At 70.2% G+C, this 21,209-nt stretch carries 20 protein-coding genes; 15 read left to right on the plus strand and 5 right to left on the minus strand.

Annotated elements, in window-relative coordinates; genetic code table 11:
* Nucleotides 1-108 precede the first annotated feature (108 nt).
* Both ABD378_RS35230 and hisS read left to right on the plus strand, forming a co-directional pair.
* On the plus strand, nt 109-813 hold the full coding sequence (locus tag ABD378_RS35230; RefSeq protein ID WP_160503787.1) for an MBL fold metallo-hydrolase: 705 nt from the start codon (nt 109-111) through the stop codon (nt 811-813).
* Nucleotides 814-826: 13 nt separating this feature from the next.
* On the plus strand, nt 827-2,089 hold the full coding sequence (gene hisS / locus ABD378_RS35235) for a histidine--tRNA ligase (RefSeq protein WP_344527865.1): 1,263 nt from the start codon (nt 827-829) through the stop codon (nt 2,087-2,089).
* Between the two features lie 169 nt (nt 2,090-2,258).
* Here hisS and ABD378_RS35240 read toward each other — a convergent pair whose 3' ends face one another.
* From ABD378_RS35240 to ABD378_RS35255, 4 genes are read right to left on the minus strand one after another with little or no spacing between them, the layout of a single operon-like run.
* Entirely contained in the window at nt 2,259-2,882 is a 624-nt protein-coding gene (locus ABD378_RS35240; RefSeq protein WP_344527867.1) for a response regulator, read from the minus strand.
* Nucleotides 2,879-4,075 carry a sensor histidine kinase gene (locus ABD378_RS35245; RefSeq protein WP_344527898.1) on the minus strand — a complete coding sequence of 399 codons (1,197 nt, stop codon included), beginning with the start codon at nt 4,073-4,075 and terminating at the stop codon, nt 2,879-2,881. Before ABD378_RS35245 ends, ABD378_RS35240 begins: the two co-directional genes overlap by 4 nt.
* Nucleotides 4,072-4,926, minus strand: a complete 855-nt coding sequence (locus ABD378_RS35250; protein WP_386545773.1) for an ABC transporter permease — start codon at nt 4,924-4,926, stop codon at nt 4,072-4,074. The genes ABD378_RS35245 and ABD378_RS35250 overlap by 4 nt, the downstream gene beginning before the upstream one ends.
* Nucleotides 4,923-5,807 carry an ABC transporter ATP-binding protein gene (locus tag ABD378_RS35255; RefSeq protein WP_344527869.1) on the minus strand — a complete coding sequence of 295 codons (885 nt, stop codon included), beginning with the start codon at nt 5,805-5,807 and terminating at the stop codon, nt 4,923-4,925. The genes ABD378_RS35250 and ABD378_RS35255 overlap by 4 nt, the downstream gene beginning before the upstream one ends.
* Before the next feature lie 137 nt (nt 5,808-5,944).
* Here ABD378_RS35255 and ABD378_RS35260 point away from each other — a divergent pair, with 137 nt between their 5' ends.
* The 3 genes from ABD378_RS35260 to rpsD all read left to right on the plus strand — a co-directional run bounded on the left by ABD378_RS35260 (nt 5,945) and on the right by rpsD (nt 9,001).
* Nucleotides 5,945-6,598, plus strand: coding sequence for a vitamin K epoxide reductase family protein (locus ABD378_RS35260; protein ID WP_344527871.1), 654 nt, complete (start codon nt 5,945-5,947; stop codon nt 6,596-6,598).
* A 44-nt stretch (nt 6,599-6,642) separates the two neighbouring features.
* Nucleotides 6,643-7,992, plus strand: a complete 1,350-nt coding sequence (locus tag ABD378_RS35265; RefSeq protein WP_344527873.1) for a replication-associated recombination protein A — start codon at nt 6,643-6,645, stop codon at nt 7,990-7,992.
* 394 nt (nt 7,993-8,386) lie between these two features.
* A complete protein-coding gene (rpsD, locus tag ABD378_RS35270; RefSeq protein WP_160503779.1) occupies nt 8,387-9,001 on the plus strand; it encodes a 30S ribosomal protein S4 in 615 nt (204 codons plus the stop codon).
* On the opposite strand, the gene ABD378_RS35275 is transcribed toward rpsD, so the two are convergent.
* On the minus strand, nt 8,989-11,169 hold the full coding sequence (locus ABD378_RS35275; protein ID WP_344527876.1) for an ATP-binding protein: 2,181 nt from the start codon (nt 11,167-11,169) through the stop codon (nt 8,989-8,991). The genes rpsD and ABD378_RS35275 overlap by 13 nt on opposite strands.
* Nucleotides 11,170-11,329: 160 nt before the next feature.
* Here ABD378_RS35275 and ABD378_RS35280 point away from each other — a divergent pair, with 160 nt between their 5' ends.
* The 10 genes from ABD378_RS35280 to ABD378_RS35325 form a co-directional block, all read left to right on the plus strand.
* Nucleotides 11,330-11,779, plus strand: coding sequence for a DUF948 domain-containing protein (locus tag ABD378_RS35280; RefSeq protein WP_344527878.1), 450 nt, complete (start codon nt 11,330-11,332; stop codon nt 11,777-11,779).
* Nucleotides 11,780-11,786: 7 nt separating this feature from the next.
* Nucleotides 11,787-12,170: a DUF6167 family protein gene (locus tag ABD378_RS35285; protein ID WP_344527880.1), complete on the plus strand. Its 384-nt coding sequence runs from the start codon at nt 11,787-11,789 to the stop codon at nt 12,168-12,170.
* Nucleotides 12,170-14,839, plus strand: coding sequence for an alanine--tRNA ligase (gene alaS / locus ABD378_RS35290; protein ID WP_344527882.1), 2,670 nt, complete (start codon nt 12,170-12,172; stop codon nt 14,837-14,839). The genes ABD378_RS35285 and alaS overlap by 1 nt, the downstream gene beginning before the upstream one ends.
* A complete protein-coding gene (ruvX, locus tag ABD378_RS35295; protein WP_344527884.1) occupies nt 14,839-15,324 on the plus strand; it encodes a Holliday junction resolvase RuvX in 486 nt (161 codons plus the stop codon). Before alaS ends, ruvX begins: the two co-directional genes overlap by 1 nt.
* Before the next feature lie 125 nt (nt 15,325-15,449).
* The gene (gene mltG, locus ABD378_RS35300; protein ID WP_344527886.1) at nt 15,450-17,135 is read left to right on the plus strand and encodes an endolytic transglycosylase MltG; all 1,686 of its coding nucleotides are present in this window, start codon (nt 15,450-15,452) and stop codon (nt 17,133-17,135) included.
* Entirely contained in the window at nt 17,135-17,962 is an 828-nt protein-coding gene (locus ABD378_RS35305; protein WP_344527888.1) for a shikimate dehydrogenase, read from the plus strand. The genes mltG and ABD378_RS35305 overlap by 1 nt, the downstream gene beginning before the upstream one ends.
* Nucleotides 17,963-18,086: 124 nt before the next feature.
* Nucleotides 18,087-19,271, plus strand: a complete 1,185-nt coding sequence (aroC, locus tag ABD378_RS35310) for a chorismate synthase (protein WP_344527890.1) — start codon at nt 18,087-18,089, stop codon at nt 19,269-19,271.
* The gene (locus ABD378_RS35315) at nt 19,268-19,783 is read left to right on the plus strand and encodes a shikimate kinase (protein ID WP_344527892.1); all 516 of its coding nucleotides are present in this window, start codon (nt 19,268-19,270) and stop codon (nt 19,781-19,783) included. The genes aroC and ABD378_RS35315 overlap by 4 nt, the downstream gene beginning before the upstream one ends.
* Before the next feature lie 5 nt (nt 19,784-19,788).
* Nucleotides 19,789-20,892: a 3-dehydroquinate synthase gene (gene aroB / locus ABD378_RS35320; RefSeq protein ID WP_344527902.1), complete on the plus strand. Its 1,104-nt coding sequence runs from the start codon at nt 19,789-19,791 to the stop codon at nt 20,890-20,892.
* A 161-nt stretch (nt 20,893-21,053) separates the two neighbouring features.
* Nucleotides 21,054-21,209: Pro-rich N-terminal domain-containing protein (locus ABD378_RS35325; protein ID WP_344527904.1), on the plus strand; the 156-nt coding region annotated here is incomplete at its 3' end.

Consider the following 21,209-nt stretch of genomic DNA (forward strand, 5'->3'; position numbering starts at 1 on the left):
TGCCCCGTACCGTATATGGGTTAGCTGTGGAATCGGGAGCGCCGGTAGGCTCTGATCTGCCGCGATCCTGCGCGGTCACCTCCGCCGGACGACGAACGAAGGACGATCGTGCTCATTGCCGGGTTTCCCGCCGGGGCCTGGGGCACCAACTGCTACTTGGTCGCCCCCGCCGCAGGCGAGGAGTGCGTGATCATCGACCCGGGCCACCAGGCCGCCGAGGGAGTCGAGGACGCGCTCAAGAAGCATCGGCTCAAGCCCGTCGCCGTCGTCCTCACCCATGGCCACATCGACCATGTCGCCTCGGTCGTCCCGGTCTGCGGGGCGCATGACGTGCCCGCGTGGATCCACCCCGACGACCGGTACATGATGAGCGACCCGGAGAAGGCCATAGGCCGCTCCTTCGGCGCGCAGCTCCTCGGTGAACTGACCGTGGGGGAGCCATCGGACGTCAAGGAGCTGGCCGACGGCGCGCGGCTGAAGCTCGCAGGTCTCGACTTCTCCGTCGCGCACGCGCCGGGGCATACGAAGGGGTCGGTGACCTTCCAGCTCCCCGAGTCCGCCGAGGTCCCCTCGGTGTTCTTCTCGGGCGACCTGCTGTTCGCCGGCTCCATCGGACGCACCGACCTGCCCGGCGGATCGCACGACGAGATGCTCGAGTCGCTGGCGCGCGTGTGCCTGCCGCTCGACGACTCGACCGTGGTCCTGCCCGGTCACAACGAGCACACGACCATCGGCCGTGAGCGCGCCACCAACCCGTATCTGCGCCAGGTGGCCGCCGGCCTGGGAGCCGACGCTCCCCGACGAGGAATGTGACGAGAGAAAACCCGTGAGCACCTTCAAGGCCCCCAAGGGCACCTACGACCTGCTCCCGCCGGACTCAGCGAAGTACCTGGCGGTGCGCGAGGCCATCGCGGCGCCGCTGCGGAACTCCGGGTACGGCTATGTGGAGACGCCCGGCTTCGAGAACGTCGAGCTGTTCTCGCGCGGCGTCGGCGAGTCCACCGACATCGTCTCCAAGGAGATGTACGCCTTCGAGACCAAGGGCGGCGACCAGCTCGCCCTGCGCCCCGAAGGCACCGCTTCCGTGCTGCGTGCCGCCCTGGAGGGCAACCTGCACAAGGCGGGCAACCTCCCGGTCAAGCTCTGGTACTCCGGCTCGTACTACCGCTACGAGCGTCCGCAGAAGGGCCGCTACAGGCACTTCTCGCAGGTCGGCGCCGAGGCGATCGGCGCGGAGGACCCGGCCCTGGACGCCGAGTTGATCATCCTCGCCGACCAGGCGTACCGCGCCCTGGGCCTGCGGCAGTTCCGCATCCTGCTGAACTCGCTGGGCGACAAGGAGTGCCGTCCCGTCTACCGCGCCGCGCTGCAGGACTTCCTGCGCGCCCTCGACCTGGACGAGGAGACGCGTCGACGTATCGACATCAACCCGCTGCGGGTCCTGGACGACAAGCGCGACGACGTCCAGAAGCAGCTGGTCGGCGCCCCGATGCTGCGCGACTACCTGTGTGACGCGTGCCAGGCGTACCACAAGGAGGTGCGCGAGCTCCTGACGGCGGAGGGTGTCGCGTACGAGGACGACCCGAAGCTGGTCCGCGGTCTGGACTACTACACCCGCACGACCTTCGAGTTCGTCCACGACGGCCTCGGCTCGCAGTCCGCGGTGGGCGGCGGCGGTCGCTACGACGGCCTGTCCGAGATGATCGGCGGCCCCTCGCTGCCGTCGGTCGGCTGGGCGCTCGGCGTGGACCGCACGGTCCTCGCCCTGGAGGCGGAGGGCGTGGAGCTCGAACTGCCATCGGCGACCAGCGTGTTCGCGGTGCCGCTCGGCGAGGAGGCCCGGCGGGTCCTGTTCTCCAAGGTGACGGAGCTGCGCAGGGCGGGCGTCGCGGCGGACTTCTCGTACGGCGGCAAGGGGCTCAAGGGAGCCATGAAGAACGCCAACCGCTCGGGCGCGCGGTACACCGTCGTCGCCGGTGAGCGGGATCTCGCCGAGGGCGTTGTGCAGCTGAAGGACATGGAGTCCGGGGAGCAGAGCGCTGTTGCGGTGGAGGAGCTGGTGGGCGAGCTGAAGGCCAGGCTGAGCTGACCCCGGGGCGGCTTTTTCGCCCCCTCCGCCCCTACCCGTCCCGTCCCTGGGGCTCCGCCCCCAGACCCCCGTATCGGCCTGAACGGCCTCGTCCTCAAACGCCGGACAGGCTGAAATCCAGCCCTCCGGCGTTTGAGGAGCGGGGTCTGGGGCGGAGGGGGCGAGAACCTCAGTCCAGCAGCCCGTGCCGCATCGCACTCGTGACCGCGGCGGTGCGGTCATCCACCCCCAACTTCCCGAAGACCCGCAGCAGATGAGTCTTCACGGTCGACTCGGCGACAAACAGCCGACGGCCTATCTCCGCGTTCGTACACCCCTCGGCGACAAGCCGAAGCACCGCAGTCTCGCGTACCGAAAGCCGAGGCCTCTCGGGCCGCGTACGGAGCTGGTCCACCAGCCGCGCCGCCACCGAGGGAGCAAGGACCGTCTCCCCGCGGGCAGCGGCCCGCACCGCCTCGGCCAGTTCACCCCGCGCCAGGTCCTTGAGCAGATAACCCGCAGCCCCCGCCTCCACGGCCCGCAGAATGTCGCGGTCGGTCTCGTACGTCGTCAGCACGATGACCCGGCAGGCCAGCCCCGCTGCCGCCATCCGCTCGATCGAGTCGGCCCCGCCACCGCCGGGCATCCGCAGGTCCATCAGGACGATGTCCGGCCGCAGTTCGGCGGCCAGCGCTTCCGCCCGAGGCCCGCTGGACGCCTCCGCGACCACGTCCAGGTCCGGCTCCGCGCTCAGCATGGCCCTCAGGCCCTCGCGTACGACGGGATGGTCGTCGGCCAGCACGATGCGGATCACAGGTGGGTCCTCTCGGGAATCGGAAGCAGGACGGTGACGGTCGTGCCCTCGCCGGGGCCGCTCGCCACCTCGGCGGTCCCGCTGACCTCGGCGGCCCGCGCGCGCAGCCCGGGCAGACCGTAGCCGCCGTGCGGTGCGGCGGGGTCGAAACCGCACCCCGTGTCCCGTACGGCAAGCGTGAGCGAGCCCTCCGCGTAGGCCAGCGCGACGGTCGCCGACGCGTCGTCCCCCGCGTGCTTGCCCACGTTGGCCAGTGCCTCCTGACAGGAGCGCAGGGCAACCACCTCGAGACCCGGCGGCAGCGGACGCACCTCGCCGCTCACGCTGACCGTCGCGTCATGGCGTGCGGCGATGCGTCGCAGCGCGTCCGGCAGCGAGCCGGCGCCCAGGTCGGCGGGCGCACGCCCGGCGACCAGGGCCCGCGCCTCGGCGAGGTTCTGCCGCGCCGTGACCTCCATGAGCTCCAGGTGACGGCGGGCGGCGGGCACGTCCCGCTCCAGTTCGGCGTCGACCGCCTGGACGAGCATCAGAACGCTGGTGAAGCCCTGCGCCAGGGTGTCGTGGATCTCGCGCGACATACGCTCCCGCTCCGTGAGGGCGCCGCGCTCGGCGGAGAGCCGGGCGACCTCCTCGCGGCTGGCGTCCAACTCGGCGATCAGATCGGCCCGTTCGAGGCTCTGCTCGATGATGCGGACGGTCCAGCTGCCCATCGCCACCGAGAAGACCAGCGTGACGACGGCGAAGACGGAGTTGAAGAAGACGTCCTGGGACGAGGGCCGCCACAGCAGGGCCCAGCCCGCCACCGGCGCGATGTTGATGACCGTGACCGCCGGGAGCGCCCAGCGCATCCGCAGGCAGATGAAGCATTGCGGGATGAGCGCGAAGGTCATCAGGCGGGTCTCGCCGACGAGCACGCCCGGCGCCAGGAACAGCACGATCGCACCCGCCATGTACGTCAGCGCCTGCCCTTCGTCGGCGCCCTCCTCGGTCAGGACGCGGCGCCCGAACCCCAGGTACCAGGGGACGAGGAGCAGTAGAAGTCCGCCCGCGGTGAGCCGGACGGGCCACCCCGGCTCCGCCGTGCCGAGCACGAAGACCAGGGTGGCCGTCCACACCACGGCGAAGTACGCGTCCCAGAGCCGGAAGGTGCGCTGCCAGATGTTCGAGTCGCGCGGCCCGGCCGCCTCGCTCATCCGTCGCGCCGGTTCTTCCACCGGAAGGTCAGCAGACACAGCACCAATCCTCCGACGCACCAGGCCCCGAGCACCAGGGCGATGCGTCCGTACTCCCAACTCCCCGCCGGTTCGAGGATGCGCGCCGACTCGGGCAGGAACACCCCGCGGAATCCCTGGCACATCCACTTCAGCGGGAAGAACGCGCTGAAGTTCAGCATCCAGCCGGGGATCGTGTCGATGGCTATGTAGACGCCGGAGATGAACTGGAGCACCAGGAAGGGCAGCACGACCACGGAGGTCGCGCTGCGCCCCGACCTCGGGACGCTGCTGATGGCGATGCCGAGCAGCGCGCAGCCCGTGAGGCCGAGGACGAAGATCCAGCCGAAGGTGAGCCACTTGCCCGCGCTCGTCGGCAGGTCGACGTCGAAGAGCGTGACGCCGACGATCAGCAGTGCCACGGTCTCCAGGAGGCCGGTGACAAGCACGAGCCAGATCTTGCCGAGGAAGTAGGCGGCAGGCGGCATCGGCGTCCCGCGCAGACGGCGAAGCACCTTCTCGTCGCGCTCGATCGCGATGGAGATGCCGAGCGACTGGAAGCTGGTGGACATGATGCCCGCGGCGATCATCGCGGCGACGTAGAGCTGGGACGCCGTGATGCCCGCACCCTCCACGTCGTCGCGGAAGATCGACGCGAAGAGGAAGAGGAAGACGATGGGGAAGGCGAAGGTGAAGACCACCTGCTCGCGCAGCCGGAAGAACTGCCTCAGCTCCAGCGCGCCCTGGTGCAGGCCGAGCCCCCAGGTCGAGGGCAACCGCCGCGCGGAACGTTCCGGGGAGCGTACGTCGGTTGATGTCACCGTCGATGTCATCGCGCGGCCTCCTGCCCGGTGAGGCGTAGGTATACGTCTTCGAGGGTGGGGCGGCTGATGCGCAGCCCCGGGATCTCCCCGTCGAAACGGGCCGTGAGCCCGACGATGGTCCGCGTCGGGGTCTGTGTCCGCTCGCTGCGCGGGCTCCCGTCCCGGTCGGTCCACTCGACGGTGGTCTCGGTGCCGTGGCGGTGGCGCAGGGCCGCGGGCTCGCCCTCGGCCACCACCCGGCCCTCGGCGATCACCGCGAGCCGGTGCGCGAGCGCCTCGGCCTCCTCCAGGTAGTGCGTGGTGAGCACGATGGTGGTGCCCTCGTCGGCGAGCCTGCGGATCAGGCTCCAGAACTGGCGCCGCGCGGCCGGGTCGAAGCCCGTCGTCGGCTCGTCGAGGAGCAGGAGTTCGGGGTCGCCGATGACGCCGAGCGCCACGTCGAGCCGGCGGCGCTGGCCGCCCGAGAGGCCCTTGATGCGGCTCGCCGCCTTCTCCTCCAGGCCGACGAGCGCGATGACGTCTTCGGGGTCACGTGGCTTCGGGTAGTAGCGGGCGAACTGACGTACTGTCTCGCGCACCGTCAACTCGGCGGGCGCGGACTCGTCCTGCCATACGATCCCGACCCGTGAACGCCACGCACGCCCGGCGGACGCGGGGTCGGCGCCGAGCACCGCGACCTCGCCGCCGTCCCGCGCGCGGTTGCCCTGCAGGATCTCCACCGTGGTGCTCTTGCCCGCGCCATTGGGGCCGAGGATGCCGAAGACCTCCCCGTGCCGGATGGCCAGGTCTATGCCGTCGACCGCCGTCACATCGCCGTAGCGTTTGCGGAGCCCCCGTACGTCCACCGCGAGTTCGCCCGTGGCCGCTGTCGTTCCGTCGTCTGCCGTCATGCCGTCGAGCGTCCAGGCGAACCGAACGCTCCGGGACCTCCGTGCGTACCTCCTTATGTCCATCGAACGGTGGACACCCGCGCGCGTGCGGCACAATGTCCGTGCCCGCAGGCCACCACAAGCGACGGAACGGCGTGATGAGCAAGACGACCCCGGCAAGCGACAGCCTCCCCTCCGAGCACGATGACGGGGGAACGGACGCGGGCGCGCCACGCAGTGCCGGTGGGAGCCGTGCGTTCGCGCTGCTTCTGGTGATCACGGGTGCGGCGGGGCTGCTCGCGGCGTGGGTCATCACGCTGGACAAGTTCAAGCTGCTCGAGGACCCGGATTTCACGCCGGGGTGCAGCCTCAATCCGGTGGTTTCCTGCGGCAACATCATGACCAGTGAGCAGGCGTCGGTCTTCGGGTTCCCGAACCCGATGCTGGGCATCGCGGCGTACGCGGTCGTGATCTGTGTCGGCATGAGCCTGCTGGGCCGGGCGCGTTTCCCGCGCTGGTACTGGCTGACGCTGAACGCGGGCACGCTGTTCGGGGTCGGTTTCTGCACGTGGCTGCAGTACCAGTCGCTGTACGAGATCAACTCGCTGTGCCTGTGGTGCTGCCTGGCCTGGGTCGCCACGATCGTCATGTTCTGGTACGTGACGTCGTTCAACGTCCGCAACGGCTTCCTGCCCGCGCCCTCCTGGCTGCGTACGTTCTTCGGCGAGTTCACCTGGGTGCTTCCGGTGCTGCACGTCGGCATCATCGGCATGCTGATCCTCACGCGCTGGTGGGACTTCTGGACCAGCTGACAGCGCCGAGGGCATTGTCAGTGGGCTGACGTAGGGTTCGGACCGTGGAGCCCGACCTGTTCACCGCAGCCGCCGAGGACCGCCAGGAGAAGGACCCTTCGACGAGTCCCCTGGCCGTCCGGATGCGCCCGCGCACCCTCGAGGAAGTCGTCGGCCAGCAGCATCTGCTGAAGCAGGGCTCGCCCCTGCGGAGGCTGGTCGGCGAGGGCGGGGGAGGACCGGCGGGACCGTCGTCGGTGTTCCTGTGGGGCCCGCCGGGCATCGGCAAGACGACCCTTGCGTACGTGGTCTCGAAGGCCACGAACAAGCGCTTCGTGGAGCTCTCCGCGATCACCGCGGGCGTCAAGGAAGTCCGCGCGGTCATCGAAGGGGCCCGCAGGGCGATGGGCGGCCACGGCAAGGAGACCGTCCTCTTCCTTGACGAGATCCACCGCTTCAGCAAAGCCCAGCAGGACTCCCTCCTCCCGGCCGTCGAGAACCGCTGGGTGACGCTGATCGCGGCGACGACCGAGAACCCGTACTTCTCGATCATCTCCCCGCTCCTGTCCCGCTCCCTCCTCCTCACGCTCGAACCGCTCACGGACGACGACCTGCGCGGCCTGCTGCGCCGGGCGCTCACCGAGGAGCGGGGCCTGGGCGGCGCGGTCGAGCTGCCCGAGGACACCGAGGCCCATCTCCTGCGGATCTCGGGCGGCGACGCCCGGCGCGCGCTCACCGCCCTGGAGGCGGGCGCAGGCTCGGCCCTCGCCAAGGGGGAGAAGGAGATCACCCTCCAGAGCCTGGAGGAGTCGGTCGACCGCGCGGCCGTGAAGTACGACCGTGACGGCGACCAGCACTACGACGTCGCGAGCGCCCTGATCAAGTCCATCCGCGGTTCGGACGTGGACGCGGCCCTGCACTATCTGGCCCGGATGATCGAGGCGGGGGAGGACCCCCGCTTCATCGCCCGCCGCCTGATGATCTCCGCGAGCGAGGACATCGGCCTCGCCGACCCCACGGCACTGCCCACCGCGGTCGCCGCCGCCCAGGCCGTCGCCATGATCGGCTTCCCGGAGGCGGCGCTCACCCTCAGCCACGCGACGATCGCCCTGGCCCTGGCCCCGAAGTCGAACGCCGCGACGATGGCCATCCAGTCCGCCCAGGCGGACGTCCGCGCCGGCCTCGCGGGCCCCGTCCCGCCCCACCTGCGCGACGGGCACTACAAGGGAGCGGCCAAGCTCGGCCACGCCCAGGGCTATGTGTATCCGCACGACGTACCGGGCGCCATCGCGGCCCAGCAGTACGCACCGGACGCGGTGGCCGCCAAGCGTTACTACCAACCCACGCGCTACGGCGCCGAGGCCCGGTACGCCGACGTGGTCGAGCGGGTGCGCGAGCGCCTCAAGGGCGAGTAGCCGCACCGCATCGCACCGCATCGCAGGCCCGGCCGGGCCTGCGGCTGAGGCACCCCCCGTCACCCGGTACACTTGCCCGCAGTGCTGCGTCCCGTGTCCGGTCTCGTACCGGACACCACCAGAACGGGACATCCAGCCGGAGCCCCGGACCTCACCGTCCAGGGATCTCCAGGAGCGTCGCGCACCGTCGAAGGTGTCGCGGGCAGCCCACCACCATCTCGTACTCCGGGAAACGGTCGGTGGGCCACTCGCGTGCTGCACATAGTGCCCAGACCAGGGAGCGGCTGCCCGCCGGATCCAGAACCACCGGATCCGATGGGTTTCCCAGGCTGCGGATTGCGACCTCCCCTAACCCTGGTGAAGCCGTTATCACATTGAACAGAGAGGTTGGTTCATGCCGAACCAGTCCCGCCCCAAGGTCAAGAAGTCGCGTGCCCTCGGCATCGCGCTGACCCCGAAGGCCGTCAAGTACTTCGAGGCCCGCCCCTACCCGCCGGGCGAGCACGGCCGTGGGCGCAAGCAGAACTCGGACTACAAGGTCCGTCTGCTCGAGAAGCAGCGTCTGCGCGCGCAGTACGACATCAGCGAGAAGCAGATGGCCCGTGCCTACGACCGCGCCAAGAAGGCCGAAGGCAAGACCGGCGAGGCCCTGGTCATCGAGCTCGAGCGCCGTCTCGACGCCCTGATCCTGCGTTCGGGCATCGCCCGCACGATCTACCAGGCCCGTCAGATGGTCAGCCACGGCCACATCGAGGTCAACGGCGGCAAGGTCGACAAGCCGTCGTTCCGTGTCCGTCCCGACGACGTCGTGATGGTCCGCGAGCGCAGCCGCGAGAAGCCGCTGTTCCAGGTCTCCCGTGAGGGCGGCTTCGCCCCCGACGGCGAGATCCCGCGTTACCTCCAGGTCAACCTGAAGGCCCTGGCCTTCCGTCTGGACCGTGACCCGAACCGCAAGGAGATCCCCGTGATCTGCGACGAGCAGCTCGTCGTCGAGTACTACGCCCGCTGACCCGGACGTAGCTCTCCCTGCTTCAGCCCGTCGCCCGCCCTCCCTTCGTGGTGGGGCAGGCGGCGGGTTTTTGCGTTGCTCCCGGGTTCCGTGCGCAGGGCCCGGGACACCGCCGCGTCCGGAGCGAGACGGGCGCCGACGGCCACGCACTCCTCGTAGCGCGCGTCGCCCAGCTGCTCGCGGGCCTGCGACTCGCACAGCGCGTGCGGCCCGCCGAAGTTCCCGGAGCCGAACAGCGGAAGGCCCACCGAAGGCCAGATGCGGGACGCGGCGCCCTGCAGGACCGCGGCCTCGTCCGGATCGCCCTCCATCGCGGTGAACAGGGCGAGCAGCTCGATCGCGAGGACCGTGCCGAGCAGGTCGTTGAAGGCGTGGTCGAGGGCCAGGGACCGCATGACCAGATCACGGGCCGTCGCGGCCTCACCGCGCGTCCAGGCCGCGAAGCCGAGGACATAGAGCGCGTACGCGAGAGTCCAGCGCTCACCGTGGTCCTCGCAGACCTGGCGTACGTCCTCGCAGAGCTCCACCGCGTCGGCGAGCTTGCCGCGGAAGGCGAGGGCCATCGCCAGCTCGACCTGGCCCATCAGGACGTTGCTGTTGAGCTCGCCGATCTCGCGGTACTGCTCAAGGGCCGAACGCAGCAGGGTCTCGGCGCGCTCCATGTCGTCGGCGAGGAGCGCGAGGCAGCCGATGCGGTGCACCGCGTACGCGGTCGCGATGGCGCTGCCGGTACGTTCCGCCTCGTCCTTGCACTCCTGCAGCGCCGCGAGCGCGGCGACCGTGTCGCCCTGCAGGACCGCGACATAGCCGAGCACCCACAGCGCCTTGAGGCGCGATTCGTCGTGGCCGCCGTCCAGCTCGAGGGCGCGGTCGAGCCAGTGCCGCCCCTCCGCGAGCCGGCCGCAGCCGACCCAGTAGAACCACAGGCTGCCCGCCAGATACTGGCCCAGACGCGTCTCGTCCGGCTCGGTCAGGCAGTACTCCAACGCGCCCCGCAGATTGGGCAGTTCGCAGTCGACGAGTTCGGCGACCCGCGCCTGGCGCGGCGAGAACCAGTCCAGCTCGCACCACGTGGCGAGCCCCATGTACCAGTCGCGGTGCCGGCGCCGCATCCGCGCTGCGTCGCCGGTGGCCTCAAGCCAGTCGGCGCCGTACGCCCGGACCGTGTCGAGCATGCGGTAGCGGACGCCCGTCGGCCCTTCCTCGCGGGTCACGACGGACTGCGCGAGCAGTTCACCCAGTACGTCGAGGACGTCGTCGGCGTGCAGTCCTTCGCCGCTGCAGATGTACTCGGCGGCCTCCAGGTCGAAGGGGCCGCAGAACACCGAGAGCCGTGACCAAAGGAGGCGCTCGCCCGTCGTGCACAGCTCATGGCTCCAGCCGATGGCCGTACGCAGGGTCTGATGGCGCGGCGGCGCATCGCGCCTGACCCCGGTGAGCAGCGCGAACCGGTCGTCGAGCCGGGACAGGAGCTGCGCGGGCGAGAGCGCCCGCAGCCGCCCCGCCGCCAGCTCCACGGCCAGCGGGATCCCGTCCAGGCGGCGGCACAGCTCCGCCACGTCGGTCGCGTTCCCCTCGTCCACGGCGAACCCGGGGAGCCCCGCCGCCGCGCGGTCGGCGAAGAGCGCGGTCGCGTCCGGTGGGGGCAGCGGCGCCAGGGGGAGGATCCGCTCGCACCCGGTGTCAAGCGGCCGCCGCCCCACCGCGAGCACGCGCAGGCCGGGGGAGCGGTGCAGCAGATCCCCGACCAGCGAGGCGCACGCCTCCACCAGGTGCTCGAACCCGTCGATGACGAGGAGGACTTCCCGCTCCGCGAGGTGGTCGAGCAGCACCTGCCGCGGCGTGCGGCGCGTGTGATCCGTCAGACGCAGCGCGTCGGCGACCGCGTGCTCCACCAGATCCGGATCCCGGACCGCCGTGAGATCCACCAGCCAGGCGCCGTCCCGCGGCTCGGCGACGGAGGCGGCCCTCAGGGCGAGGCGCGACTTCCCCACACCGCCGACGCCGGTCACCGTGACCAGGCGTCCGGCCTCCAACGCGGCGGCAAGAGCGGCGAGTTCGTCGGTGCGTCCGACGAAGGCGTTGAGCTCCAGAGGGAGGTTGCCGGGTCTCGGCGGCTGTACGGAGGAGCCGTGACGGTGGTCGCCCGTGCGCTGATCGCGTCGCATGAGATACGGAGCGTACCCATCCGTAAGCAGTCCGTACAATCACTTCAGGTAACTCCCCTGCCCGTACACGGTAATGCGGTGCGGAGCCTCGGCCCCGGCGCGATAGGGTCGGGGGACGACTTTTCGATGTTCAGGGCCGATGTTCAGGGAGCGGTGCGCAGTGTCGGGTGGAGAGGTGGCCGGGATCCTGGTGGCCGTCTTCTGGGCGATCCTGGTCTCCTTCCTGGCCGTGGCGCTGGTGAGGCTGGCGCAGACGCTCAGGGCGACCACCAAGCTGGTCGCGGAAGTGACCGAGCAGGCCGTCCCGCTCCTCGCGGACGCCTCCACCGCGGTGCGCTCCGCGCAGACCCAGATCGACCGGGTCGACGCCATCGCGTCGGACGTCCAGGAAGTCACGTCGAACGCGTCGGCGCTCTCCACGACGGTCGCCTCCACCTTCGGCGGGCCCCTCGTCAAGGTCGCGGCGTTCGGCTACGGCGTGCGCAGGGCCCTGGGCCGCAAGGCAGGACCCGAATCAGACAATGTGCCCCCGGCACCCGCCCGACGTACCGTGATCGTGGGGCGCACCGTCCCCTCCGCGCGGCGGCGGGGCAAGCGGAAGAAGGACTGACGCAGCGATGTTCCGCCGTACGTTCTGGTTCACCGCGGGCGCCGCTGCCGGTGTGTGGGCCACCACCAAGGTCAACCGCAAGATCAAGCAACTGACCCCCGAAAGCCTCGCGGCGCAGGCCGCGAACAAGGCGGTCGAGGCGGGTCACAAGCTCAAGGACTTCGCTCTCGACGTCCGTGACGGCATGGCCCAGCGCGAGGCCGAACTGGGCGAGGCCCTGGGCCTCGAAGCCCCGGTCGACGCCGAACTCCCCGCGCAGCGCACCGTCGTCGTGGCCATCGAGAACGGCAAGACCAGCAAGACCGCCAAGAACAACAAGACCGACAAGAACAAGCAGGGCAAGTACCTCTCGAAATCGAAGTACTCGTACAACCGGAATGAGGACCACTGATGGAGTCGGCCGAGATTCGCCGCCGCTGGCTGAGCTTCTTCGAGGAGCGCGGGCACACCGTCGTCCCTTCGGCGTCGCTCATCGCGGACGACCCGACTCTGCTCCTCGTCCCCGCGGGCATGGTGCCCTTCAAGCCCTACTTCCTGGGTGAGGTCAAGCCGCAGTTCTCGCGCGCCACGAGCGTGCAGAAGTGCGTGCGTACGCCCGACATCGAAGAGGTCGGCAAGACCACGCGGCACGGCACGTTCTTCCAGATGTGCGGCAACTTCTCCTTCGGTGACTACTTCAAGGAAGGCGCCATCAAGTACGCCTGGGAGCTGCTCACCAGCTCCGTGGCGGACGGTGGCTACGGCCTCGACCCCGAGCGCCTGTGGGTGACGGTCTACCTCGACGACGACGAGGCCGAGACCATCTGGCGCGAGAAGGTGGGCGTCCCCGCCGAGCGCATCCAGCGCCTGGGCAAGAAGGACAACTACTGGTCCATGGGCGTCCCCGGACCCTGCGGCCCCTGCTCCGAGATCAACTACGACCGCGGCCCCGAGTTCGGCGTCGAGGGCGGCCCCGCCGTCAACGACGAGCGCTACGTGGAGATCTGGAACCTGGTCTTCATGCAGTACGAGCGCGGCGAGGGCACCTCGAAGGAGGACTTCGAGATCCTCGGCGAGCTGCCCAGCAAGAACATCGACACCGGCCTCGGCCTCGAGCGTCTCGCCATGATCCTGCAGGGCGTGCAGAACATGTACGAGACCGACACCCTGCGCGTCGTCATGGACAAGGCCACCGAGCTGACCGGCGTGCGCTACGGCGCCGAGCAGGGCTCGGACGTCTCCCTTCGCGTGGTCGCCGACCACATGCGCACGTCCGTGATGCTCATCGGCGACGGCGTCACGCCCGGCAACGAAGGCCGTGGATACGTCCTGCGCCGCATCATGCGCCGCGCCATCCGCAACATGCGCCTGATGGGCGCCACCGGCCCGGTCGCCCTCGAACTCGTCGACACGGTCATCAAGTCGATGGGCGAGCAGTACCCCGAGCTGCAGACCGACCGCAAGCGCATCGAGACCGTCGCGCTCGCCGAAGAGGCCGCCTTCCTCAAGGCCCTCAAGGGCGGCACGAACATCCTCGACACCGCCGTCACGGAGACCAAGGCCGCGGGCGGCAAGGTCCTCGCCGGCGACAAGGCGTTCCTGCTGCACGACACGTGGGGCTTCCCGATCGACCTCACCCTGGAGATGGCCGCCGAACAGGGCCTCTCCGTGGACGAGGACGGCTTCCGGCGCCTGATGAAGGAGCAGCGGGAGCGCGCCAAGGCCGACGCCCAGGCCAAGAAGACCGGCCACGCGAACCTCGGCGCCTACCGCGAGATCGTCGACGCCTCGGGAGCCACGGACTTCACCGGCTACACCCTCACCGAGAACGAGGCCGTGATCGTGGGCCTCCTGGTCGACGGCGTCTCGTCCCCCGCCGCCCGCGAGGGCGACGAGGTCGAGGTCGTCCTCGACCGCACCCCCTTCTACGCCGAGGGCGGCGGCCAGATCGCCGACTCCGGCCGGATCCGCCTCGACAACGGCGCCGCCGTCGAGATCCGTGACGTGCAGAAGCCGGTCCCCGGCGTGCACGTCCACAAGGGTGTCGTCCTGGTCGGCGAGATCACCGTCGGCGACCAGGTCTGGGCCTCGATCGACGTGCACCGCCGCCGTGCCATCGCCCGCGCCCACTCCGCCACGCACCTCACGCACCAGGCGCTGCGCGACGCGCTCGGCCCGACGGCCGCCCAGGCCGGTTCCGAGAACCAGCCGGGCCGCTTCCGCTTCGACTTCGGCTCCCCGTCGGCCGTGCCCACGGCCGTCATGACGGACGTCGAGCAGAAGATCAACGAAGTCCTCGCGCACGAGCTCGACGTACAGGCCGAGGTCATGTCGATCGACGAGGCCAAGAAGCAGGGCGCCATCGCCGAGTTCGGCGAGAAGTACGGCGAGCGGGTCCGCGTGGTCACCATCGGCGACTTCTCCAAGGAGCTGTGCGGCGGCACGCACGTCCACAACACCGCCCAGCTGGGCCTGGTGAAGCTGCTCGGCGAGTCGTCCATCGGTTCGGGCGTGCGCCGCATCGAGGCCCTGGTCGGCGTCGACGCGTACAACTTCCTCGCCAAGGAGCACACGGTCGTCGCCCAGCTCCAGGAGCTGGTCAAGGGCCGTTCCGAGGAGCTGCCCGAGAAGGTCTCCGCCATGCTCGGCAAGCTGAAGGACGCCGAGAAGGAGATCGAGAAGTTCCGCGCGGAGAAGGTCCTTGCGGCCGCCGCCGGTCTCGTCGAGTCCGCCAAGGACGTACGAGGCGTCGCGCTCGCCACCGGCCAGGTGCCGGACGGCACGGGCGCCGACGACCTGCGCAAGCTGGTCCTCGACGTACGGCACCGCATCCCGGGCGACCGCCCGGCCGTGGTGGCTCTCTTCACGACAGCCAACGGCCGCCCGCTGACGGTCATCGCCACGAACGAAGCCGCCCGCGAGCGCGGCCTCAAGGCCGGCGACCTCGTCCGTACGGCAGCCAAGACCCTCGGCGGCGGTGGCGGCGGCAAGCCGGACGTCGCCCAGGGCGGCGGCCAGAACGCCACGGCCATCGGTGACGCCATGGCCGCCGTCGAGCGCCTCGTGGCAGAGACGGCCTGATGGACGACTCAGCAGGGGGCATGCGCAGGGGCCGACGTCTGGCCATCGACGTCGGCGACGCCCGGATCGGAGTCGCCTCGTGCGACCCCGACGGGATCCTCGCCACTCCGGTGGAGACGGTGCCGGGACGCGATGTCCCGGCGGCTCAGCGCCGGTTGAAGCAGCTCGTCGACGAATACGAACCGATCGAGATCGTCGTCGGTCTCCCTCGCTCCCTCAACGGTGGCGAGGGGCCCGCGGCCGCCAAGGTCCGCGCCTTCACACAGGACCTCGCCCGCTTGGTCGCCCCCATTTCGGTGAGGCTCGTGGACGAGAGGATGACCACAGTGACGGCCAGTCAGGGGCTGCGCGCCTCGGGCGTGAAGTCCAAAAAGGGCAGGTCTGTCATCGATCAGGCGGCGGCCGTCATCATCCTTCAGCAGGCACTGGAGTCCGAACGGGCGTCAGGTAAAGCTCCGGGCGAGGGCGTCGAAGTGGTCATCTGATCGCGATACGGTAACGTTCCGCGCGATGCGGCGGTGTTCGAACAGCTGCCGCACAGCATCAAGAGGCGGAACGGTTGCCCGACCAACTCAGACGGCGGCCCCGCCTCGCGGCATGTAGGGGATCGATGACTGAGTATGGCCGGGGCCCAGGCTCCGAACCGTGGCATCCCGAGGACCCGTTGTACGGGGACGGCGGATGGGGAGGACAGCAGCCCTCGGGCGGCCAGTCCACCTACGGCGGCCAGGGGCAGTACCACCCTCAGCAGCCGCAGCAGGCGCAGTACGACGACTGGAGCACGGGCCAGCAGCAGGCCTACGGTCAGCAGCAGTACGGCGGGCCCGGCGGCCCGGAGCAGCAGTACAACGGCGGCCCGGAGCAGCAGTACAACGGCGGTCCTGAGCAGCAGTACAACGGCGGCTGGGACACCGGCCAGCACGGCCAGGTCCCGTACACCGCCGACCCGTCGGACCCCTATGGCAACCAGCCGGGCGGCTACGGCGCGGAGAGCCCGGACTACTACGGCACTCCCGACGCGTACCCCCCGCCGGAGCCGCCGTCCCGCCGCCGCGCCGCCCCCGAGCCGCAGCAGGACTGGGACCCGGGCCCGGACCAGGGCGAGCACGCGTTCTTCTCCGGTGCCGATGACGACGAGGACGAGAACGGCGACGAGCCTCCGGGCCGCCGTGGGGACCGTCGAGGCGGCCGGGGCGGCAAGAAGCCGAAGAAGCGCAGGAGCGGCTGCGCCTGCCTGGTCGTGACGCTGGTGTTCGCCGGCGGTCTCGGCGGGGTCGGCTATTTCGGCTATCAGTTCTACCAAGACCGATTCGGTACGTCGCCGGACTACGCGGGCGAGGGAACGGGCCTCGCGACCGTCGACATCCCGAAGGGATCCGGCGGCTATGTGATCGGTCAGAAACTGAAGGACGCCGGGGTCGTCAAGAGCGTGGACGCCTTTGTCTCCGCGCAGGCGCAGAATCCTGACGGCAATACCATTCAGGAAGGCGTCTACGTCCTGAAGAAGCAGATGTCGGCCAAGAGCGCCGTCGAACTGATGCTGAGCCCGAAGAGCCGCAACAACCTCATCATTCCCGAGGGTAAGCGGAACTCGTGGGTCTACAACCAGATCGATACGCGCCTGAAGCTCGACAAGGGCACCACCGAAGGTGTCGCCAAGAAGGAATGGAAGTCTCTCGGTCTTCCTGACTGGGCGAACACCAACAAGGACATCAAGGACCCGCTGGAAGGCTTCCTCTACCCCTCCAGCTATCCGGTCGCCAAGGGCCAGAAGCCTGAGGCCGTCCTCAAGAAGATGGTCTCCCACGCCACCGTGAAGTACGACGAGTTGGGTCTGAAGACGAAGGCCGCTCAGCTGAACCTGAAGGACCCGCTGCAGGTGCTCACGGTGGCGAGCCTGGTTCAGGCGGAAGGCAAGTACAAGCACGACTTCGACAAGGTCGCGACGGTCGTCTACAACCGCCTCAAGCCGAACAACACCGAGACCTACGGACTCCTCGACTTCGACTCGACGGTGAACTACGCCAAGGCCGAAAGCACCCTGGAAACCGGCACGGTCGACGATCTTCGCAAGTTCAACGACCCGTACAACACGTACAAGATCAAGGGCCTGCCTCCTGGGCCGATCGGTAACCCCGGTGACGAGGCGCTCAAGTCCGCACTCAACCCGGCCAAGGGGAACTGGTACTACTTCGTCTCCATCAATGCGGACGAAACGCTGTTCGCCGAGACGAATAAGGAGCACGAGCGTAACCGTCAGAAGTACCTCGAGGAACAGAAGAAGAATTCCGGCTGATGAGCACCCAGCGCCGAGCCGCAGTCCTCGGCTCACCCATCGCCCATTCCCTCTCCCCGGTGCTGCACCGCGCCGCATACGGGGAGCTGGGCCTTGTCGACTGGACGTATGACCTGTTCGACGTCGACGAGGCGGCCCTGCCCGGCTTTCTGCAGGGGCTCGGCCCCGAGTGGGCCGGGCTCTCGCTGACGATGCCGCTCAAGCGCGCGGTGATCCCGCTGCTCGACGAGGTCAGCGAGACCGCCGCCTCCGTCGAGGCGGTCAACACCGTCGTCCTGACGGACGACGGCCGCCGCGTCGGCGACAACACCGACATCCCCGGCATGGTCGCCGCCCTGCGGGAACGCGGCATCGAGCAGGTCGATTCGGCCGCGATCCTCGGCGCGGGCGCCACCGCGTCGTCCGCCCTTGCCGCGCTCGCGCGGATCTGCACGGGCGAGGTCGTCGCGTACGTACGCAGCGAGGCGCGCGCCGCCGAGATGCGGCAATGGGGCGAGCGGCTCGACGTGGACGTGCGCACGGAGGACTGGGCGGACGCCGAGCGGGCGCTGAGCGCGCCACTGGTGATCGCCACGACTCCGGCCGGTGCCACCGACGCGCTGTCGGCCGCCGTGCCCGAGCGGCCCGCGACGCTCTTCGACGTCCTGTACGACCCGTGGCCCACCGCTCTGGCGGCCCGCTGGTCGATGTACGGCGGGGCCGTCGTGAGCGGCCTCGACCTTCTCGTGCACCAGGCCGTGTTGCAGGTCGAACAGATGACGGGGCGCACGCCCGCGCCGCTGACCGCCATGCGCAAGGCCGGGGAACACGCGCTGGCCGCGCGCTAGAGCGTCCGCTTGCTGGACCGGAGGCCAGGTCCCGCCGCCCGGCGTGGGAGGATCAGGGGTGGCGGGCCAGGGCCGCGCACCCGGCCGTGCCACGCAGTTCCAGGCGCGAGCATGAGGAGCACCGTTGAGCAGGTTGCGTTGGCTGACCGCGGGAGAGTCCCACGGACCCGCACTTGTCGCGACGCTGGAGGGTCTTCCCGCCGGCGTGCCGATCACCACAGAGATGGTGGCGGACCACCTGGCCCGGCGGCGCCTCGGCTATGGGCGCGGTGCGCGCATGAAGTTCGAGCGTGACGAGGTCACTTTCCTGGGCGGCGTCCGGCACGGCCTGACCATGGGCTCGCCCATCGCGATCATGGTGGGCAACACCGAGTGGCCCAAGTGGGAACAGGTCATGGCGGCCGACCCGGTCGACCCGGAGATCCTCGCCGACCTGGCCCGCAACGCCCCGCTGACCCGGCCACGGCCCGGCCACGCCGACCTCGCGGGTATGCAGAAGTACGGCTTCGACGAGGCCCGGCCGATCCTGGAGCGTGCCTCCGCCCGCGAGACCGCGGCCCGCGTCGCGCTCGGCGCGGTCGCCCGCTCGTACCTGAAGGAGACGGCCGGGATCGAGATCGTCAGCCACGTCACGGAGCTGGCGGCGGCCAAGGCGCCCTACGGCGTCTACCCGACCCCCGCCGACGTCGAGAAGCTCGACGCCGACCCGGTGCGCTGCCTCGACGCGGACGCGAGCAAGGCGATGGTCGCCGAGATCGACCAGGCCCACAAGGACGGCGACACCCTGGGGGGTGTGGTCGAGGTTCTCGCGTACGGCGTGCCCGTGGGCCTCGGCTCGCACGTGCACTGGGACCGGCGGCTCGACGCGCGGCTCGCCGCCGCGCTCATGGGCATCCAGGCCATCAAGGGCGTCGAGGTCGGCGACGGCTTCGACCTCGCGCGCGTGCCGGGCTCCAAGGCGCACGACGAGATCGTCTCCACCGACGAGGGCATCAAGCGCACCTCCGGCCGCTCGGGCGGCACCGAGGGCGGCCTGACCACCGGTGAACTGCTGCGCGTACGCGCCGCGATGAAGCCCATCGCGACCGTGCCGCGCGCGCTCGCCACCGTCGACGTCGCCACCGGTGAGGCCACCAAGGCGCACCACCAGCGCTCCGACGTGTGCGCGGTCCCGGCGGCCGGCATCGTCGCCGAGGCGATGGTCGCGCTGACCCTGGCCGACGCCGTCGCCGAGAAGTTCGGCGGCGACAGCGTGCCCGAGACCCGGCGGAACGTGACGTCGTACCTCGACAACCTCCAGATCCGGTGACCGGCCCGCAGATCGTTCTGGTCGGACCGATGGGCGTGGGCAAGTCGACGGTGGGCGCACTGCTCGCCGAGCGCCTCGGCACCGTCTACCGCGACACCGACGCCGACATCGTGGCCGCACAGGGCCGGGAGATCGCGGACATCTTCGTGGACGAGGGTGAGAGCCACTTCCGCGACCTGGAGCGGCAGGCCGTGCGTACGGCGCTCGCCGAGCACGAGGGCATCCTCGCGCTCGGCGGGGGCGCGATCCTCGACGAGTCGACCCGCGCGCTCCTCGCCCCGCACCCCGTCGTCTATCTGTCGATGGACGTCGAGGAGGCGGTCAAGCGCACCGGCCTGAACGTCGCGCGCCCGCTGCTCGCGGTCAACCCGCGCAAGCAGTGGCGTGAACTGATGGACGCCCGCCGCCAGTTCTACGCCGAAGTCGCCCGCGCCGTCGTCGCCACCGACGACCGCACCCCCGAAGAGGTCGCCCAAGCGGTCCTCGACGCACTGGAGTTGAAGGAAGCATGACGGAGATGGCTGAGACGTCGGGGCAGACGCCCACCCGTATCCAGGTCGGCGGCACCGCGGGCACCGATCCGTACGAGGTCCTCGTCGGGCGGCAGCTCCTCGGTGAGCTGCCCGGCCTGATCGGCGAGCGCACCAAGCGCGTCGCGATCATCCACCCCGAGGCGCTCGCCGATACGGGCGACGCGCTGCGCGAAGACCTGGCGGGACAGGGCTTCGAGGTCGTGGCCATCCAGGTGCCGAACGCCGAGGAGGCCAAGACCGCCGAGGTCGCCGCGTACTGCTGGAAGGCGCTCGGCCAGTCCGGCTTCACCCGCAGCGACGTCATCATCGGCGTCGGCGGCGGCGCCACCACGGACCTCGCGGGGTTCGTGGCCGCGACCTGGCTGCGCGGGGTCCGCTGGATCGCCGTCCCGACCACCGTGCTCGGCATGGTGGACGCCGCAGTCGGCGGCAAGACCGGCATCAACACCGCCGAGGGCAAGAACCTCGTGGGCTCCTTCCACCCGCCGACGGGTGTGCTGTGCGACCTGGCCGCGCTCGACTCGCTGCCGGTCAACGACTTCGTGTCGGGCCTCGCGGAGATCATCAAGGCCGGCTTCATCGCCGACCCGGTGATCCTCGAACTGATCGAGGAGGACCCTCAGGCGGCGCGCAGCCCGCAGGGGCCGCACACCGCAGAGCTGATCGAGCGCTCCATCAAGGTCAAGGCGGAGGTCGTCTCCGGCGACCTCAAGGAGTCCGGCCTGCGCGAGATCCTCAACTACGGCCACACCCTCGCCCACGCCATCGAGAAGAACGAGCGCTACAAGTGGCGGCACGGCGCCGCGGTCTCCGTGGGCATGGCCTTCGCGGCCGAACTCGGCCGCCTCGCAGGACGTCTTGACGACGCGACCGCCGACCGGCACCGCACCGTCCTGGAGTCGGTCGGCCTGCCCCTGAGCTACCGCTACGACCAGTGGCCCAAGCTCCTGGAGACCATGAAGGTCGACAAGAAGTCCCGCGGTGACCTGCTGCGGTTCATCGTCCTGGACGGCCTCGGCAAGCCGACCGTCCTGGAGGGCCCCGACCCCGCGGTGCTGCTCGCCGCGTACGGCGAAGTGGCGAAGTAGCGCTCCAGGAGCGCGGAATCGGCCCACCAGAACAAGCCACGGGCACCCTGCGGCCTCCCCGGCCGTTCACACAACGTCGGCCGGGGACGGTACCGTTCGGTAACGGGTGGCCCCGGCCGCCGCCCGACCAGCGTCAGTCGCACGAGACGGAGTGGCACCGGATGCAGCACGCAGTGGGGCCTCCGCTGCCGCCGCCCCATCAGCCGGGGCACGGACCGGCCACCGGCTGGTCCCCGGCCGCACATCACCCGAGCGGTCCGCCGCCGGGTGGAGCGCCGGGCGGTCCACCGCCTCCCCCGCCGGGCTTCGCCGGCGCC

The sequence above is a fragment of the Streptomyces rectiviolaceus genome, from assembly GCF_039533825.1.
In the GTDB taxonomy this organism is placed as follows: Bacteria; Actinomycetota; Actinomycetes; order Streptomycetales; family Streptomycetaceae; genus Streptomyces; species Streptomyces rectiviolaceus.

Bases quoted from the DNA above. Each gene is read 5' to 3' on its own strand.
- ABD378_RS35275 (WP_344527876.1), bottom strand. From the start codon at position 11,169: ATGCGACGCGATCAGCGCACGGGCGACCACCGTCACGGCTCCTCCGTA.
- ruvX (WP_344527884.1), top strand. From the start codon at position 14,839: ATGGACGACTCAGCAGGGGGCATGCGCAGGGGCCGACGTCTGGCCATC.
- ABD378_RS35285 (WP_344527880.1), top strand. From the start codon at position 11,787: ATGTTCCGCCGTACGTTCTGGTTCACCGCGGGCGCCGCTGCCGGTGTG.
- ABD378_RS35305 (WP_344527888.1), top strand. From the start codon at position 17,135: ATGAGCACCCAGCGCCGAGCCGCAGTCCTCGGCTCACCCATCGCCCAT.
- ABD378_RS35255 (WP_344527869.1), bottom strand. From the start codon at position 5,807: ATGACGGCAGACGACGGAACGACAGCGGCCACGGGCGAACTCGCGGTG.
- ABD378_RS35260 (WP_344527871.1), top strand. From the start codon at position 5,945: ATGAGCAAGACGACCCCGGCAAGCGACAGCCTCCCCTCCGAGCACGAT.
- rpsD (WP_160503779.1), top strand. From the start codon at position 8,387: ATGCCGAACCAGTCCCGCCCCAAGGTCAAGAAGTCGCGTGCCCTCGGC.
- aroB (WP_344527902.1), top strand. From the start codon at position 19,789: ATGGCTGAGACGTCGGGGCAGACGCCCACCCGTATCCAGGTCGGCGGC.
- ABD378_RS35245 (WP_344527898.1), bottom strand. From the start codon at position 4,075: ATGAGCGAGGCGGCCGGGCCGCGCGACTCGAACATCTGGCAGCGCACC.
- mltG (WP_344527886.1), top strand. From the start codon at position 15,450: ATGACTGAGTATGGCCGGGGCCCAGGCTCCGAACCGTGGCATCCCGAG.
- alaS (WP_344527882.1), top strand. From the start codon at position 12,170: ATGGAGTCGGCCGAGATTCGCCGCCGCTGGCTGAGCTTCTTCGAGGAG.
- ABD378_RS35250 (WP_386545773.1), bottom strand. From the start codon at position 4,926: ATGACATCGACGGTGACATCAACCGACGTACGCTCCCCGGAACGTTCC.